Consider the following 15,921-nt stretch of genomic DNA (forward strand, 5'->3'; position numbering starts at 1 on the left):
CTGCAATCGGTTCATCGTGCGGATAGACGCAACTTTGGCAAAGAGTCTGCGTTTCTGATGGAACTGTTCGGCCCCCATTCCGAAGCCTTACGGCGCCGAACGCTACCAGCGCCGTGGCTAACCCGCAATTGTGAATGGCGCATCGCTTGAACAATTAACATAAAGCTCAGCTAAACACTGTGCCGTCGCTAACCAGAAATGGCGATGATCGCAGAATATGATCTTGTAATTAGATACATAGGCGTAACCATGGTGGTCTTTTGCGCCCATTCTGCGATGGCATCTATTGAATTCGACATTACTTTGGCGGCGAAATACTGGCTGTATCGGAATGGCGCCATCAGACGGTGGCAGGAACGCGGTAGCGCTACCGCTGGTCTCGCCAATCCGCACTTCCGCGTTTCCAGCTAACTATGGGCTTTTGCGTCGGCATCACACATTTAATCTGTCGTCAACGTTTCCGGCCCGCGCTGACCGGGTCGGGACCGCGGTGTCGCACACCGGAGCACCCGCGGCGCCCGCCGCCGGGTATGACATGCACGTGATCGCGTGGCCACCGTTGCTTGGCCATCGTCGGGATCGAGAGCGACATGGCGAAGGCCTCTTTGGGCCCCGCGCTGCGAACTTCTCGACGAGCCGAGAACCCGAAAATCGTCAGGACTGACTACGGTTCCACTCGATCCAGCCCACCCCGGTACGGCCGTCGGCAGTCTGCACAGATCCCCACGCTCGCGGGAATCGGCTCAACCGGCCGTCCGGAGATGTCAGCAACACCGGTGCGTGCCCGCGGACCTCGATGGCGGCGGTGACGCCCGCAGGGCCGTAATCTACCTCTGCCGATAGGGGTAAACCGTTGTCCGCAAACGTCGTGCCGGCGGTGACCGCGCTCAGCTCGACCAGCGGCCGGTCGTCCTTTTGGACGTACCCGATGGCCAGCGGGGCCGCACCGGGAATGCGCAGTTCCACCGCGTGGAGATGCGTCCCGTCGTCGAGGTGCAGCGCACTCCACACCCAGTCCATACTCCACCAGTCCCGCGCCGCCCAGGAATGGTCCCGCTGTCCGGGGGCATCGGTGATCTCATAGGTGCGCCCGTCGGCGGTCACGGAACCCGATACAGTGCAGGGGATCTCGTATCGAGGGGATACTCGGTACCGGTAGGGCTGACCCACCGTGGTCCAGGTGAGGTCCATCGACACCTCGACGGGCCGCCCCGATTCTGCGCGCAGCAAGGCCGAGGGATCGTCGTGGGCTTCTCCTCGGCCCCGCACAGCCACCCGGCAGATGCGCAGCGGCTCCGTAACGTCGATGTCGAGTTCCGCGTGGTCGGCACGCACCCGGGTGTGGTCGTCGGGAAGGGCGGCGTCGAAGTCGAGCAGCGCGATGGTCGGCGCGCCCGGCGCGCACACCAGACCGTTGATCCAGGCACGGCGTTGATTGGGGATCAGACCCAGCCGTACCCACCCCCCGGCCTGCTGGTGCGGATCCGCGAAGTCAAAATACCAGCTCTCGCTCCACAGCGCCTCGTCGGTCGGCGTATGCCTGCCCTCATCGTCGACGTTGGGCTGCAACGGTTCCGGCACGCTCGGCGCAGGCAGTAGGGACAGCGCCTCGGTGTCGAGCACATGCTGGCAGTGCCGGGCGATCATGGCCATGAACATCTCGTCACCGCGTTCGGTCCGCTCGACCAGCATCGGGGACACGATCGCCATCAACACGCCGAAAAAGCTTTGGTGACGCACACCCTCGCGCACCTCGCCGATGGTCACCGCTGGCCCCGGGCCGAGCGCGGTGTGATACGCCGCGAGCAGCGAGTCGTAGTTCTCGCGACGGCGCTCGACGGGCAGCGCGCAGCCCAAGAAGTACGCGACATCGGTGAAAGCGGCACCCCACGTGACGGTCTGCCAGTCGACCACGGTCAGCGGTCGGTCCGCGCCCGGCGCACCAAAGAGCATGTTGTCGAGCCGGTAGTCACCGTGGATGAGTCCGCGAGGTCCACCGGCGTCGTTCTCAGCGGCCAGGTACGCGTCGAACGATCCGACAAACTGCTCGCACACACCGCGGTGCTCGGGTGCGATGTGGTCGCGGTAGCGCTCACGATAGCCGGCGAACAATGTGGTGATCAGCCCCTGGTTCACCGGCGACTGACGGTTGAGCCAATCGGCGCCCGCCAGGGCCTCATTGCCCATCAGCGGCCCGTGCACCAGACCCAGTTGCGTCAACGCCAACCTCGCCTGATCGATTGTGGCACCCGAGATCTCGTCACCCACCGTCGCGGGAGCAGCGTCGGCGAGCAGCAGGTCGAAGGCACCGGTCCGGGGGTCATACGCCGCGTGAAGGCACGGCGCCACCGGGCCGTCCAGGCCCGGTGCGATATCGGAGTAGAACCGCACCTCGCGCTCGTAGAGACCCATCGCCAGCCCGGTCTGCCGACTGGCGGGGTCCGCCGCGGCTACCTTGAGCACCACCGACGACGGGCCGCAGCCCTCACCGTCGGCGTACCGCAGTGCCACGCGGTAGCACTCGCTCATCTGACCGGTGCCGATGCGCTCGGCGGTGAAATCGCTGACGGTGCCCCGACCGATCGCGCCGGTGAGCCATTCGGGGGTCAGGTCGGCGGGACCTTCGATCAGTTGTGGATGCAACGAGGAGTGCACCGCGCCAACGTATAGCAGCGTCGACAGCCCGACGGGCAGATCGACGAAATCTCTTGACGGATGTCAACCAGGTGTCATCAGCGGCGGTGCGCCGACCGCGGACACCGATGTCACCCGACACGACTGCGTCGCCCGGACCGGACCGTCCGTACTGTGGGCGGGGCCGGACGGTAGCGTCCGCCCAAGCGACGCGCGGAGGGGCATATGAAAGTACTTGTCACGGGTGGCACCGGATTCGTCGGAGCATGGACTGCAAAAGCCGCCCAAACAGCCGGTCACGACGTGCGCTTCCTGGTCCGCAACCCGAAGCGGCTCACCACCAGTGCCGAGAGGATCGGCGTCGACGTCAGCGACCACGTGGTCGGCGATATCGCCGATTCCGAAGCCACCAAGGCCGCGCTGAGCGGTTGTGACGCGGTTATTCACTGCGCCGCAATGGTCTCCACCGACCCGGACCGCGCCGACGAGATGCTGCACACCAACCTGGAGGGGGCACGCAACGTTCTGGGCGGCGCCGCGCACGCCGGCATCGATCCCATCGTCCACGTATCGAGTTTCACCGCGCTGTTCCGGCCGGACCTGAAGCTGCTGCACGCGGACCTTCCGGTGGTCGGTGGCAGCGACGGTTACGGCAGATCCAAGGCGGCGGTCGAGGCGTACGCCCGCGGCCTCCAGGACGGCGGCGCCTCGGTGACCATCACCTATCCCGGCATGGTGCTCGGCCCGCCCGCGGGCAATCAGTTCGGGGAGGCCGCCGAAGGCGTCGAGGCGTCGGTGAAGATGCGCGGAGTCCCCGGGCGCAGCGCCGGCTGGATCGTCATCGACGTCCGTGACCTCGCCGACCTTCATGTGGCGCTGCTCGAGCCCGGCCGTGGTCCGCGGCGTTATATGGCAGGCGGGCAACGTGTTCCGGTCGACAAGCTGGCATCGATGATCGGCACGGCGGCCGGACAGTCGCTGGTGGTCTATCCGGTTCCCGACGTGGCGCTACGTACCGCCGGTAGGCTGCTCGACGTGGTCGGGCCCTTCCTGCCGTTCGAGACACCGATCAACTCCGCGGCGATGCAGTACTACACCCAGATGCCCGAATCCGACGACGAGCCGGCGCGTCGTGACCTCGGTGTCACTCAGCGCGAACCCGCCGAGACCATTGCCGACACCGTCGAGGGACTCCGGCAGGTCGGCCGCCTCTAGTCACCTTGGCCTGACGCGAGGACACCCCGTAACACCAGGTCTGCCAGTCTGGCTGCGGCAGAGTCGATATCGGTGACCCGGCGCACGCACACGGCGTACCAGGCCGCGCCGGCGACCACATCCATGACGGTGTCGGCGTCCGCGGTCGCACGAACCGTCCCGGTGGCGATCCCCTCGGTGAGCTGGTCGGCAAGCTGACGCCGAGCCACCGCTTCCAGCCTGTCGTTGATCAGCCTGCGCATCGCCGGCTGAAGCCGAAGGTCGTGCAGAAGGCCCGGAACCGCCTCGCTCACAACCGGGTCGGCGTACATCGCCAGGGCGCCACGACACAGTCGGACGATCTCCGTGGCGACGTCGTCCTCGCGGCGCGCTGGCCCCAGGTCGGGAAACGCCGCCTCGTGGACCAGGTGGGCTTTCGAACGCCAGCGGCGGTAGATGGCCGGGCGGCTCACCTTCGCGGTGGCTGCGATCAAGTCGATCGACGTGGCCGAATAGCCATGGGTCACCAGAAGCGTGCGGGTGGCCGCCAGCACGGCGTCATCGATCGCCGGGTCGCGACGGGACCCGTGGTGCCGGCGCGGGCGGGGCGCAGCGTCCTTCATCGATGTCATTCCCTCCGACGCGATCTGTCGTTACAGTGTGTCACGTCGAGTTGTCGTTACATTGCCGCACGACAAATGGCTCCGGCGGAAGGTGGCCCACCCCCGATGACGCAAACGACCAGTACACCGGCACCGACCGGAGCGGACGGGGTGCACCTCTATACCTGCCCACTGTGTGAGGCGATGTGCGGGCTCGCGATTCAGGTCCGGGACGGCCGGGTGAGCTCGGTTCGTCCCAATAAGGACGACGTGTGGAGTCGCGGCCACATCTGTCCGAAGGGCGCCTCGCTGGGGGCGCTTCACGAAGATCCGGATCGCATCCGCCACCCGATGATCAAAGTCGACGGCCAGTGGCGCGAGGTGGACTGGGCGACGGCATTTCGGCGCTGCACCGAACTGCTCACTCCCGTCATCGAGCACTACGGGATCGAGGCGGTGACGGCCTACACGGGCAACCCGTTGGCCCACTCGTTCTCGCTGGCCCGCTACAGCGGCGTTCTGTTGGGGTTGTCCGGGATACCGCTGAGCTACTCCCCCGGCACCGTCGACCAGTGGCCGAAGAACCTGTCGTCACACCTGATGTACGGCGGCTGGTGGAGTTTCCCGGTCCCCGACATCGAACGAACCGATCTGCTCGTGATCATGGGCGCCAATCCGGCCGCCTCGCAGGGATCGCTGCTTGCCGCCCCCGACGTGATGTCCTTGATCGGCGCGATCCGCACGCGCGGCAAGGTCATCGTGGTGGATCCGGTCAGGACGGCCACTGCTGATCGCTCCGACGAATGGCTGCCGATCACCCCGGGAACCGACGCCGCCCTGTTGCTGGGCGTCGCGCACACACTGTTCGATGAGGGTTTGGTGAATCCAGGCGCGGTGGGACCGTACCTGGACGGCCTGGACATCGTGGGCGCCGTGGCCACCGACTGGCCACCCGAGCGGGTGGCCGACGTCACCGCAATCCCCGCCGAGCGGATCCGGCGACTGGCCCGCGAGCTCGCCGGAACATCGAGGGCTGTCGTGTACGGCCGCATCGGAACCTGCAATCAGGAGTTCGGCAGTCTGGCCAGCTGGCTCGTCGATGTTGTCAACATCCTCACCGGCCACCTCGACGTCCCGGGCGGATCGATGTTCCCCACCCCCGCCGCGTGGACCATCACCACCCAGCCGATCCCGGGCCTGGAAGATGGCGCCCCGGTGTTCGGCCGCTACCGCACGCGGGTGCGCGGCGCCAAGGAGGTACTCGGCCAGGTCCCGGCGTCGTGTCTGGCCGAGGAGATCGCCACCCCGGGCGAGGGCCAGATCAAGGCGTTGATCACCGTTGCGGGCAACCCGGTGCTGTCCACCCCGGCCGGCCACGAACTCGACCGGGTGTTGCCGGGGCTGGAGGCCATGATCTCGATCGATCTGTGGCTCAACGAAACCACCAGACACGCCGACGTCATCCTGCCGGGCCCATCCCCGCTGGAACAGCCGCATCACGACGATCTGATCCTCAACTTCGCCGTCAACAGCATCGCGAACTACTCCCCGCCGGTATTCACCAGGGCCGATCCCGGCGCCCCCGAAGAATGGGAGATCCTCATCCGCCTGACCGGACTGTGCACCGGCACGCCGGCCGAGGACGTCGACGTCACCGCGCTCGACGACGGCTTCTTCGACTACCTGTGCTTCACCCAGGGCCTCGACGGCGCCGAGATCCGCGCACTTTACGACCACGGCGGTCCCGAACGCATCCTGGATCTCACACTGCGAACCGGCCCCTTCGGTGACCGGTACGGGCAAAAGCCCGACGGGTTGACGCTGGACAAGCTCAAAACGCTGCCCAACGGGGTCAACTTCGGCCCGATGGTGCCCCGGGTGCCCGAGGTCCTCGGGACGACCGATCACAAGATTCGGATGGCACCGGACTATCTGCTCGATGACCTGCCCAGGCTGGCGCGCCGCCTCACCCGCGAACCCCGGGACCTGGTGTTGGTCAGTCGACGACACCTGCGCTCCAACAACTCGTGGCTGCACAACGTCGGTCCGCTGATGAAGGGGCGAGACCGCTGCACCCTGCTGATGCATACCGATGATGCGCGTCGCAGGGGCCTATCGGACGGGCAGAGGGTGCGAGTGCGCTCGGTGTCCGGACAGCTGGAGGTTGCGGTCGAGGTGACCGATGCGATCAAGCCTGGGGTGGTGTCGCTGCCGCACGGTTGGGGTCATGGCATGGCGGGAACGCGACTCTCGGTGGCCAACAAGTCTCCCGGCGTGAACATCAATGTGCTGTCCCCACCGGATTTCCTCGACCAACCGTCAGGTAACGGCGCCCTCAACGGCATACCGGTCACCGTCAGCGCAGCTGATCGATCAGGGGTCGACCCGACGTAGTCGCAGCGCAGCCGCGGTTGCCGGACCAACCACCCCGTCGACCTTCAGTCCCGGCGTTCTCCGTTGGAATTCCCTTACTGCGGACTCCGTTTCGGGACCGAAAAAGCCATCGATGGCCAGCTCCCCGGCATACGCCGCATACGCGCGCTTCAGACGCCGTTGCAGTTCTGCGACCTGGGGGCCCGAAGACCCGGGGTAGAGCAGGACATCGGCGTACTCGCCGACCGGAACGGGGGGTCTCGGGTTCGAGCCACCCTGCACAGCGCCGATGCGCGCGGCGATGTCGTGGCGCAACCGATCCATGTCGATCGCGCCCGGATCCCATTTGCCCTGGGCGCGGCCGGCGTACTCTTTGTGACCGATCGTGCGGGTGGCGGTTTGGCCGAGCCGCCGGTTGATCGCCGCGCAGCTGGCGACCAACGCGAAATATTGTGCGTCAGGCCAGTTCCGCCGATGCGGGGCAGTCGGGCTGGTCCCCGAGTTGGCGCATTCGATGCCGATGGTGTGCCAGTTGCCCATATTGACCGGCAGCCACGGATACATCCCGACACCGGCATGCCAGGCCACCCCCGCCGCGACCACGGTCACCGTGCCCCCTCGTGCGATGTGCAACTGGGACAACGGACCTGCCAGATCGGGACGGCCGAAGGCGATCGATGCTGCCGACGCACTGTCAGAACCGGTGTGGTGCACCATCACCCCCCTGATGTCCTTGAAATCGCCGTGCCCGCGCTCGCGCCAACCAGGGAACTCGGCGACGTCGATGCCCTCGGCTCGTAGCACGTCAGGCAGCCAGAGCGGGTCTCCACGCCAGCCGGCGGTCTGCGGCATGGATGACACCTTTCCGACAGCCACACGTTCATGAAGGAAGTCTGCTTCCAGATTAGGACGCCCCGGCTGGATCGAAAGGCCGGCCGGAACGTTTGTCCCCGTGCGTCCGGGGTAGTCGCTGAGGGTGGCGTCAGAACCTGATGAGATCACCAGTTCGCCGTTGGTGCGGCGTGAGACCTCGGCGTCGCGGCAGCGGGTGTGGGCCGTGCTCGCCGACGGCTGGACCTACTCACAGTGGGTTGTCGGTAACAGCCGCATGCGCGCGGTGGATCCGCAGTGGCCGCAACCCGGCAGCACCATTCACCATTCGATCGGCGTGTGGCCTGCCGTCATCGACGACAGCACCCTGGTCGAATCCTGGGTTCCCGAGCATGAGCTCGTGTTGGTCGCCAACGGCCGGCCTTTCGGAAAAGCCCGGATCACCTTGCGGCTATATGATCTTCCACACGGCGGATATGATCTTCCACAGGGCGGATGCCTGATCGAGATGGCCGAGGTGCCGGTGTCGCCGCCATTGAGCTGGCTGCCCCACTCTGTTGCGCTGGCCATTGCTTTTCCCCGCAATCGCGAAACCACGTGGCGGCTGGCCGCGATGGCCGAACGCCGCGTCGCGGAACTCGGCGACTGACCTGCAGGCTACCGATCCGACAGGGTCGATCTGGTTGGGGCAACCGGGACCGGCGATCCCGGAGTGGCTCAAGGACGACCTCTCTTGGGGGTCTGGTCTGCCACTCCGTGACGCAGGGGGCTGTTGGCCTCGGCGGCTGTCGATTCCTGCACCGGAGAGCCTCCCGGCGTCGACTGCACCCGCGGCGCACGGCGCGGATCGCCTGGAGACGGCAGCGCACCGTCATCGAGTTCGCGCGCTCGGGCTTCCAGAATCTCGAGGACCGGAACCCGTGCGGCGTGACCGGCTTCGTGGTTGAGCACTGTCTGCAACTCGGCCTTGTCGAGGGACCGGATGCGGTGCGCAAGATCGCCCAGGGTCAGCTGGTCGAAGTCGGGTATCGGCAGGTCCGCGGGGTTCGTCACTGGTACGGCCTTTCTCGTGGCTTCGGATCGATGTCCGCCGGTGCCACATCGGGAACCTCCTCGGCAAGACGCTGGTCAAGAGTCTCGCCCAGGCGCTCTTCCTCCGAAGACACTCCGTACCTGTCGGCTGCGCTCCAACTCTCCGGCGGGTCCACGACCTCGTCGCCGTCGGAGTTACGCAGTTCATCGGAGTCGGTGGCCTCCATCGGACTGAGCATGTCGTCGGCCCCGCCGAGGTCATTGGCCGTGGTGGCGCCCACGTCATCGGTACTCACGGTCGTCTCCCTTCGCCAGGCGATCTCTTCAGAAGCCATACCCGCGGCATGACGCCCTGACCAACCCATAGCCGTCGGGGCGCGGCCTAAACCCGCGCAGGTCGTGGCGTCGGCGTTGCGGTCTACCGACTCTCGTCACGCGCCTCGCCGAGGTGCTCGGCGAGGAACCGGTCGACGGCGTGGTACATGTCGATCACGTTGTCGGGATTGAGAAACCCATGCCCCTCGTCGGGCTTGACCATGTACTCGACCTCGACGCCGCGGGCCCGCAGCGCCTCCACCAGATTGTCGGATTCGGCTTGCACGACCCGAGAGTCGTTCGCGCCCTGGACCACCAGCAGCGGAGTGCGGATCTGGTCCACCCGCGTGATCGGAGACCGCGCCAGCATGTCGGCTTCCTGCTCCGGGTCGGCAGGGTCACCGACGAACAGGTGCCAGTTGTTGGCCAGATGCGGCCGCGCAATGACCGGCAGGGTCCGCATGAAGTTCGCCAAACTGGAGACCCCGACGTAGTCGATGGCCGCGGCGAAGACGTCCGGGGTGAAGGTCACCCCGACCAGCGCGGCATACCCGCCGTAGGAGCCGCCGAAGATCGCGACGCGATCGGGATCGGCGTAGCCCTGCTCAACAGCCCAGTTCACCCCGTCGATCAGGTCGTGGTGCATCGTGCCGGCGAACTCGCCGATCGCCGCTTTGACGAACGCCTGGCCGTAACCGGTGGACCCGCGGAAGTTGACCTGCAGTACCGCATAGCCGCGGTTGGCCAGAAGTTGCACGTCGGGTTGGAATCCCCAGCTGTCACGAAACCATGGGCCGCCGTGCACCAGCAGCACCAGCGGTGCCAGGTCCGTCATGCCCACCGGCAAAGTCAGATAGGAGTGCAGTTTCAGCCCGTCGCGGGACGGGACGGTGACCGGCGTCATGGGCGCCAGCTGCTCGGGGTCCAGATGCGGTAGCGGCCGGAACAGTTCCCGGCTCTGCCCGGTGCTGTGATCGTAGAAGTAGGTCACCCCGGGCTCCCGATCGTGGTCGAAGCCGACGATCCACCGCAGCCCGGTGTCGTCAGAGGAGATCTTCGCGAGGTCGCCGTCGGACAGCTTCTCCACGTTCTCCAGCACCGCGGCGAAATGCGGATCCACTGCTTGAATGACCTGCCGCTCACCCAGATAACGCACGCCGAGCAGTTCTCCGGTCCGCCGGCTCAGGATCAGCGGCTGGGGTAACGTCGGGTCGGCGCCGCCCCTCGGGTCGATGCTCAGGGTCGGGTGGTCGTCGACGTCGGTCTCCTCGGCGGTGGCGACGTCCAGCCGTACCAGCGTCGTCCGGTCCGGGTGACGGTTCGAACCGAGCCATAAACCCTTGCCGTCGGGCGTGACCGACATCGGCCACATGCTCAGGGTGTAGTCGGCACCGTCATACACCGCGATCGAACGCAGCGCCTGTTGCCCTGGCTCCCACACCGACAACTCGACGTCGCCGTCGCCCGTCAACGAATAGGCGAACAGATCCCCGGCACGGCTGGAGAACCAGCCGGCGACCTTTCCGGGGTTTTCGGCGAGCAAGGTCAGTTCCCCGGTGGCGATGTCGAGTTCGTAGGCGTCCGCCAGTTCGGGCGTCCGCTTGTTCATGGCGACCATGGCCTTGCCGGGTCGGTCACCCAGTAGCTCGAAATAGGTTCTGACCCCGGGAAAAGGCGTGAGGTCGGCGGCCGGCGCCGACGGGTCGTCCAGATCGACGCGATAGATGTGCCAGTTCTCGTCGCCGCCGCGGTCCTGGGTGTAGAGCAACCAGCGCGGATCGTCGGTCCACTCATAGTTGATGACGCTGCGGATGCCGTCGGCGGTGACGCAACGCGGTTCGCCGGCGGATCGATGCTGATCGTCCAGATCCTCGACCCAGACGTTCAGGCGGTTGCGCCACGGTGCCAGGTAGGCGATCCTGGCGCCGTCGGGTGAGATCGTCGCGGAGGCGCGGGTGGGCGGTCGGAAGAAGTCTTCGACGGGGATGCGTGTCGGTGCTGCCATGCCGTCAAGGACACACTCGGACGCTGCGGCACAGTCAAGCGCGAGCATGGACCGGTCGCCGCACCGCAGAGATTCTGGGGTCAGACGTCCCCGGCGCGGTCTGAGCCCGGCGCGGCGCCGACCGGTCAGCGCGACATGGGCGCGCTTGCCCTGCGACGTCGGATCACCGCGCGCATCAACACGACACCGAGCAGCAGCGACGGTCCCATCGCGATGAGCGGGTCCATCCACATGTGCTTGGTGTCGGTGCGGCCGCGCCCGAACCGCGAAGCCGGTCCGCTGCGCGTCCATTCAGCACGCACACCGGTCTCGGCGATCGGCCTGTCCGGTTTCAGCGACAGCAGCCCCGCGACGCGGTGCTCGACAACATCGATGCGATCGGCGTACAACAGGATCAGCCAATGCGCGGCCCGCCCTTCACTGAACCGGTGGTACGCCACCCGCCGCAGCGCTCCCGACAGCCCGCGCAACGGCTGCGCGGTCCCGAAAACCGGTGTGAGCATGCGATGTTCGAGCGATCGCTCGCGTGCTGCGAGCTCGCGCTGACGTTCCGGAAAGTCCCAGTGGGCTCCGGATTCCAGGTCGTGACGCAGCTTTCGGCCCGACGGGCGGTCGCTAGGGTCCAGATCAGCGCCCCATCCAGGGATTCGGGAGCGCAGCACAGCGCTGTCGGGTGTGGGCGGATGGGCAGCGGTATAGACAGGCACGTTGTCGGAGGGGGTGGCCATGAAAACTCCGGTCATTCAGTCGGGTTGACGACGACTATCGGTTTGATGCAGTTGTCGAGCTTGGCGGAGAACATGTGATAGCCCTCGGCGATGTCCTCCAGCGGAATGTGATGGGTGACGATGTCACTGGGGTTCAGATAGCCCTGCTGAATATGGGAGAGCAGACGCGGCCATTGCCGTTTGACCGGACACTGGTTGGTGTTGATCGTGAGCCCCTTGTTCATGGCATCCCCGAATTTCACCGCGCTGAACATCGGGCCGTAAGCGCCCACCACCGAGATCGTTCCGCCTTTGCGCGCGGAATCGATGGCCCAGTTCAGCGCGACGGGCGACCCGCCCTGCAGCTTGAGCTTGGCCGAGGTCACGTGCATCAGCAGATTGCCGTCGGCCTCGGCGCCGACCGCGTCGATCACGACATCGGCCCCCAGGTAGCCGGTCGCCTTCTTCATCTCGACCACGATGTCGTCGTACTCGACGAAATTGAACGTCTCCGCGTGGGCGAAGGTGGCGGCCTTGTCCAGCCGAAAGTCCAGATGGTCCACCACGATGACGCGGCCGGCGCCCATCAGCCACGCTGACTTCGCGGCGAACAGACCGACAGGACCCGCCCCGAAGACCACGACGGTGTCTCCGTCGGCGATGTCGCCCAGTTGGGCACCGAAGTAGCCAGTCGGCAGTGCGTCGGTGAGCATGACCGCGTCGTCGTCACCGAGCCAGTCCGGAATCTGCACCGGTCCGACGTCTGCAAACGGAACCCGAACGAACTCCGCCTGTCCCCCGTCGTAGCCGCCACACGTGTGGGAGTAGCCGTAGATCCCGCCGACCGCGGTCGCGTTGGGATTGACGTTGTGGCAGTTGGAGTACAACCCGCGCGCACAGAAGTAGCACGATCCGCAAAAGATGTTGAACGGCACCATCACCCGATCACCGACACTCACGTCCTGCACCGACGGACCCACCTCGTGCACCACACCGATGAACTCGTGGCCGAAGGTGTGGCCGACCCTGGTGTCAGGCATCAGACCGTGATACAGGTGCAGATCCGAACCACATATCGCGGCGCGCCGGACCTGGACGATCGCGTCGTTGGGGTGCTCGATCTGCGGGATGTCCTTGTGTTCGACCCGGATTCGGTACGGACCCCGATAGGTCATCGCCTTCATGGGCAGCTTCCTTTCGCACGGCGACTTTCACACCGTGACCACCGACCCGCGAGGCGCGGCGCCGCCGCTGCGACGACGCCCCGCCCCGCGCGGACGCCGGACGGTCAGGTCTTGTCGGGGTCGACAGCGTCCTTGAGCTTGCCGACGAGGCCCTTCTCGGTGCCGAATGCCGGCGTACGCGGCTCACCCATGGCGCCGTCATACGTGCAGTACAGCTTCGGATCCGGCGGCGGTCCGGACTGCAGATCCCCGAGTGGCTGCGGGTCGGCCAAAAACCGGCCGGTGTGGCGGCCGTCCGGAAGCGGCCCGTTGGCCCACCGTCCCTTGTCGGAGTCGACGCCGTCGGACAGGTGCCACAACGTGCTGGCGTGCTCGTCGAACTCCTCGTCGAACAGGTCGTTGGGCGCGATCACACCTTCGAGCCCATCGGCCTGCAGTTCCTCGATCGCTGCCAGCCACATGTTCTGGTGATAGGTGTCGCGAGCCAGGTTGAACTTGAGCATCGCTTTGACGCCGGGGTCGTCGGTCATGTGCCACAGTCGCGCGGTCTGCACCCGACCCTGGGCTTCGGCAGCGACGTTGGCGTAGAAGTCGGCCAGCAGATTGCCCGATGCCACCACGAACTTGCCGTTCCACGGCGAACCCTGGCTGTCGGACAGTGTGGGCGCTCCACCGGACATGATGGCCTGCTGCGGGTCCATCCCGCCCATCACGGCCGCGACGACCGGGTCCCCGAGAGCGTTCTGGGTGGCGTCGGTGGCCGGCGCACCCTCCAAGAGCCGGGCACACATGGTGGCGATCATCTCGACGTGGCCCATCTCCTCGGTGGCCACGTCCATGATGAGGTCCTTGTACTTGCCTTTCATGCGACAGTTCCAGCCCTGCATCAGGTACTGCATGGTCACCGTCATCTCGCCGAATGCTCCTCCGAGCAACTCCTGGAGTTTGCGTGCATAGACGGGGTCTGGCTTCTCGGGTTTCACGTCGAACTGCATGTAATCGGTATGGCGGAACATTCACATCTCCAGAAAGGCAGGCGCGGATTGTGGAACCGGGGGCATCTGCTCAGCCAGCGGCACTGACCGAGATACCCGGGAGCGACGGCCTAAACCACTTCCGACAACCTCGTTCCGACCACCTCTTTCCGACCACCTGTCTTCGGGCTCTACTCCGAACCTCCGTGACCGTCCTCTGCGGAATTCGACATCTGGCCCGTGCCGGGTCAGACCGCGGTTCGGCGGCCGAGCGAGAGGGTGTCGGCTCGGTCGATCGGCGCGGACGCTCTCCGCCTGACGTTGTCGATTGCCCACGCACCCGCTCCGGTGAAGACCAGCAGCAGGAAGGCAAAGCTGTACAGAGCCGCCGATTCGCCGTTGTTGTGAATCGGCATCAGGCCGTCTGGCTGATGCTTCCAGAAGTAGGCGACGGCCATCGTGCCGGATGCCAAGAAAGCGGCTGCCCGCGTGAACAGTCCCGACATCACGAGCAGACCCGTGACCAGCTCGATGAGCCCTGCCCACCACGACGGCCATGCGGCCACCGCCGCAGCGCTGCCCGCCCCGGCAGGCCACCCGAAGAGCTTCACCGTGCCGTGCACAGCGAACAGAAAACCGACCACGATCCGGAAGATGAACAGCCCCAGGGCCGCATCGAGCTTGCGTGTCATGCCGTCACGTTAAGCGCTACTGCGGATCCGTAGGGCGCTACCTCCGGCGCCTGCAGGTCGCCGACCGGAACCGGCGAAGCCCGAAGAAACAGCACAGCACAACCTGTTTGGCGTTGGACCGGGTTCCGGTTCCGGCGAGCAGGGGCGGCCGACAGCACGCGCGTCGCGTCGTACTGCCGCCCCGGATTGCGCCGGGCCGAGGGTCAGGCGCTAACGTCTTGAGCAGTCGGTGGGCAACGGTGCCGACCCGAGGCGACGAGGTGTTCGATGCATCCATTCCGGCAGGCCGTCGAGGCCCGTGACGAGGCCGCCATCGAGGCATTGTTGGCCGACGACGTGGTGTTCACCAGCCCCATTGCGCACAAGCCGTATGTCGGGAAGCCCATCACCGCCGCGATCATCCGGGGGGTGATGCGGGTGTTCGAAGACTTCCGGTATGTACGCGAGATCGCCGACCGCAACGGCCGCGACCACGCCCTGATTTTCGAGGCCACCGTCGCCGGCAAACAGGTGACCGGATGCGACTTCATGCACATCGGCGATGACGGATTGATCGACGACTTCATGGTGATGGTGCGGCCACTCTCCGGCGCCACAGCGCTGGCCGAGGCCATGGGCGCACAGTTCGATCGAATACAGCGTGAAGCCGTCGAACGCAGCCGATGATGAAACCCGGCGCGACAACACCGGGTACCGGCGAGCGACCGGGACGATCGACACGTCAGGCGGTCGCGAGATCGGCCACGGGTCTGCCGTTGAGCGCGTTGGCCAGCTGTGGGGTCAGCACATCCAGCGCGTAGAGCAGTGCGTCGGGGCCGCCGTAGGTGAGCGCCCCGCTGAGATTCGACTCGAACGTCGTGTACAGCGTGCGCTCATGGCGAACCACCCCCAACCGCGTGAATGCGGGTGAGGCCGACATCTGCTCCTGGGTGGCGCCGTTGACGAACAACAGGTCTCCATCGAGCAGATCGAGGTTCTCCTCGCTGACGTCTCCGTCGACCTCTTGGGCCCGGAAGCCGAGCGCGGTGAACAGCGAGCGGCGCGGATCGTTGGCCGCAAGCAGGTGGTGCCCGCCGTCCTGCGGCCCGAAGTCGACGACGAGCGTCTTTCCTTCGAACTCCGGATTCGCCTGTCGTGCTTGATCAATGCGCCTCTGCACGATGGCGACCAGCTTCTCGGCCTCGTCCTGTTTGCCGAGCGCCTTACCGGTGGTGAGCAGCTGAACGTCCCACGGGGTCTGCTCGTCGGCATAGTCATCGGACTGAATGACAGTCGGGGCGATCTGGGACAGCCGATCGTAGGTCTGCCGATCCACTGTGGCGATCGCGATGACTCGACACCACCGCCGGTGATGCAGCCTCACGCGCAAATCCCGTCG

15 protein-coding genes are annotated in these 15,921 nt (G+C 66.1%); 4 read left to right on the top strand and 11 right to left on the bottom strand.

The features are described from left to right. Nucleotides 1-654: 654 nt before the first annotated feature. On the bottom strand, nt 655-2,655 hold the full coding sequence (locus ACNUDN_RS15795) for a DUF7064 domain-containing protein (RefSeq protein ID WP_419122824.1): 2,001 nt from the start codon (nt 2,653-2,655) through the stop codon (nt 655-657). 204 nt (nt 2,656-2,859) lie between these two features. Between ACNUDN_RS15795 and ACNUDN_RS15800 the strand changes: the two genes are divergently transcribed. Beyond that, nucleotides 2,860-3,849: an SDR family NAD(P)-dependent oxidoreductase gene (locus ACNUDN_RS15800; protein WP_419122825.1), complete on the top strand. Its 990-nt coding sequence runs from the start codon at nt 2,860-2,862 to the stop codon at nt 3,847-3,849. Here the strand turns inward: ACNUDN_RS15800 and ACNUDN_RS15805 are convergent. After that, nucleotides 3,846-4,451 carry a TetR/AcrR family transcriptional regulator gene (locus ACNUDN_RS15805; RefSeq protein ID WP_419122826.1) on the bottom strand — a complete coding sequence of 202 codons (606 nt, stop codon included), beginning with the start codon at nt 4,449-4,451 and terminating at the stop codon, nt 3,846-3,848. The two genes, ACNUDN_RS15800 and ACNUDN_RS15805, sit on opposite strands and share 4 nt — an antisense overlap. Nucleotides 4,452-4,556: 105 nt before the next feature. Between ACNUDN_RS15805 and ACNUDN_RS15810 the strand changes: the two genes are divergently transcribed. Further along, nucleotides 4,557-6,824: a molybdopterin-dependent oxidoreductase gene (locus tag ACNUDN_RS15810; RefSeq protein ID WP_419122827.1), complete on the top strand. Its 2,268-nt coding sequence runs from the start codon at nt 4,557-4,559 to the stop codon at nt 6,822-6,824. On the opposite strand, the gene ACNUDN_RS15815 is transcribed toward ACNUDN_RS15810, so the two are convergent. Continuing rightward, nucleotides 6,804-7,655, bottom strand: coding sequence for a peptidoglycan recognition protein family protein (locus ACNUDN_RS15815; RefSeq protein WP_419122828.1), 852 nt, complete (start codon nt 7,653-7,655; stop codon nt 6,804-6,806). The genes ACNUDN_RS15810 and ACNUDN_RS15815 overlap by 21 nt on opposite strands. Nucleotides 7,656-7,779: 124 nt before the next feature. Here ACNUDN_RS15815 and ACNUDN_RS15820 point away from each other — a divergent pair, with 124 nt between their 5' ends. Then, nucleotides 7,780-8,283, top strand: coding sequence for an SRPBCC family protein (locus ACNUDN_RS15820; RefSeq protein ID WP_419122829.1), 504 nt, complete (start codon nt 7,780-7,782; stop codon nt 8,281-8,283). Between the two features lie 68 nt (nt 8,284-8,351). Here ACNUDN_RS15820 and ACNUDN_RS15825 read toward each other — a convergent pair whose 3' ends face one another. The 7 genes from ACNUDN_RS15825 to ACNUDN_RS15855 all read right to left on the bottom strand — a co-directional run bounded on the left by ACNUDN_RS15825 (nt 8,352) and on the right by ACNUDN_RS15855 (nt 14,543). Further along, a complete protein-coding gene (locus ACNUDN_RS15825) occupies nt 8,352-8,687 on the bottom strand; it encodes a DUF8129 domain-containing protein (RefSeq protein WP_419122830.1) in 336 nt (111 codons plus the stop codon). Next, entirely contained in the window at nt 8,684-8,962 is a 279-nt protein-coding gene (locus ACNUDN_RS15830; protein ID WP_419122831.1) for a hypothetical protein, read from the bottom strand. The genes ACNUDN_RS15825 and ACNUDN_RS15830 overlap by 4 nt, the downstream gene beginning before the upstream one ends. Before the next feature lie 122 nt (nt 8,963-9,084). Next, nucleotides 9,085-10,986, bottom strand: a complete 1,902-nt coding sequence (locus ACNUDN_RS15835) for a S9 family peptidase (protein WP_419122832.1) — start codon at nt 10,984-10,986, stop codon at nt 9,085-9,087. Nucleotides 10,987-11,111: 125 nt separating this feature from the next. Then, nucleotides 11,112-11,714, bottom strand: a complete 603-nt coding sequence (locus ACNUDN_RS15840) for a hypothetical protein (RefSeq protein WP_419122833.1) — start codon at nt 11,712-11,714, stop codon at nt 11,112-11,114. 11 nt (nt 11,715-11,725) lie between these two features. Next, on the bottom strand, nt 11,726-12,877 hold the full coding sequence (locus ACNUDN_RS15845; protein WP_431960186.1) for a zinc-dependent alcohol dehydrogenase: 1,152 nt from the start codon (nt 12,875-12,877) through the stop codon (nt 11,726-11,728). A gap of 104 nt (nt 12,878-12,981) precedes the next feature. Then, a complete protein-coding gene (locus tag ACNUDN_RS15850; protein ID WP_419122835.1) occupies nt 12,982-13,893 on the bottom strand; it encodes a manganese catalase in 912 nt (303 codons plus the stop codon). A gap of 206 nt (nt 13,894-14,099) precedes the next feature. Then, nucleotides 14,100-14,543 carry a DoxX family protein gene (locus ACNUDN_RS15855; RefSeq protein ID WP_419122836.1) on the bottom strand — a complete coding sequence of 148 codons (444 nt, stop codon included), beginning with the start codon at nt 14,541-14,543 and terminating at the stop codon, nt 14,100-14,102. Nucleotides 14,544-14,810: 267 nt separating this feature from the next. Here ACNUDN_RS15855 and ACNUDN_RS15860 point away from each other — a divergent pair, with 267 nt between their 5' ends. Further along, nucleotides 14,811-15,209 carry a nuclear transport factor 2 family protein gene (locus ACNUDN_RS15860; RefSeq protein ID WP_419122837.1) on the top strand — a complete coding sequence of 133 codons (399 nt, stop codon included), beginning with the start codon at nt 14,811-14,813 and terminating at the stop codon, nt 15,207-15,209. 55 nt (nt 15,210-15,264) lie between these two features. Here the strand turns inward: ACNUDN_RS15860 and ACNUDN_RS15865 are convergent, their stop codons facing one another. Then, a complete protein-coding gene (locus ACNUDN_RS15865; protein WP_419122838.1) occupies nt 15,265-15,906 on the bottom strand; it encodes an ABC transporter substrate-binding protein in 642 nt (213 codons plus the stop codon). Nucleotides 15,907-15,921: the final 15 nt, after the last annotated feature.

This window comes from Mycobacterium sp. smrl_JER01 (genome assembly GCF_048513595.2).
In the GTDB taxonomy this organism is placed as follows: domain Bacteria; phylum Actinomycetota; class Actinomycetes; order Mycobacteriales; family Mycobacteriaceae; genus Mycobacterium.

What these genes read in the sequence shown, in the direction of transcription:
- ACNUDN_RS15800 (WP_419122825.1), top strand. Translation starts at nt 2,860, where the DNA reads ATGAAAGTACTTGTCACGGGTGGCACCGGATTCGTCGGAGCATGGACT.
- ACNUDN_RS15805 (WP_419122826.1), bottom strand. Translation starts at nt 4,451, where the DNA reads ATGAAGGACGCTGCGCCCCGCCCGCGCCGGCACCACGGGTCCCGTCGC.
- ACNUDN_RS15810 (WP_419122827.1), top strand. Translation starts at nt 4,557, where the DNA reads ATGACGCAAACGACCAGTACACCGGCACCGACCGGAGCGGACGGGGTG.
- ACNUDN_RS15815 (WP_419122828.1), bottom strand. Translation starts at nt 7,655, where the DNA reads ATGCCGCAGACCGCCGGCTGGCGTGGAGACCCGCTCTGGCTGCCTGAC.
- ACNUDN_RS15835 (WP_419122832.1), bottom strand. Translation starts at nt 10,986, where the DNA reads ATGGCAGCACCGACACGCATCCCCGTCGAAGACTTCTTCCGACCGCCC.
- ACNUDN_RS15840 (WP_419122833.1), bottom strand. Translation starts at nt 11,714, where the DNA reads ATGGCCACCCCCTCCGACAACGTGCCTGTCTATACCGCTGCCCATCCG.
- ACNUDN_RS15845 (WP_431960186.1), bottom strand. Translation starts at nt 12,877, where the DNA reads ATGAAGGCGATGACCTATCGGGGTCCGTACCGAATCCGGGTCGAACAC.
- ACNUDN_RS15850 (WP_419122835.1), bottom strand. Translation starts at nt 13,893, where the DNA reads ATGTTCCGCCATACCGATTACATGCAGTTCGACGTGAAACCCGAGAAG.
- ACNUDN_RS15855 (WP_419122836.1), bottom strand. Translation starts at nt 14,543, where the DNA reads ATGACACGCAAGCTCGATGCGGCCCTGGGGCTGTTCATCTTCCGGATC.
- ACNUDN_RS15860 (WP_419122837.1), top strand. Translation starts at nt 14,811, where the DNA reads ATGCATCCATTCCGGCAGGCCGTCGAGGCCCGTGACGAGGCCGCCATC.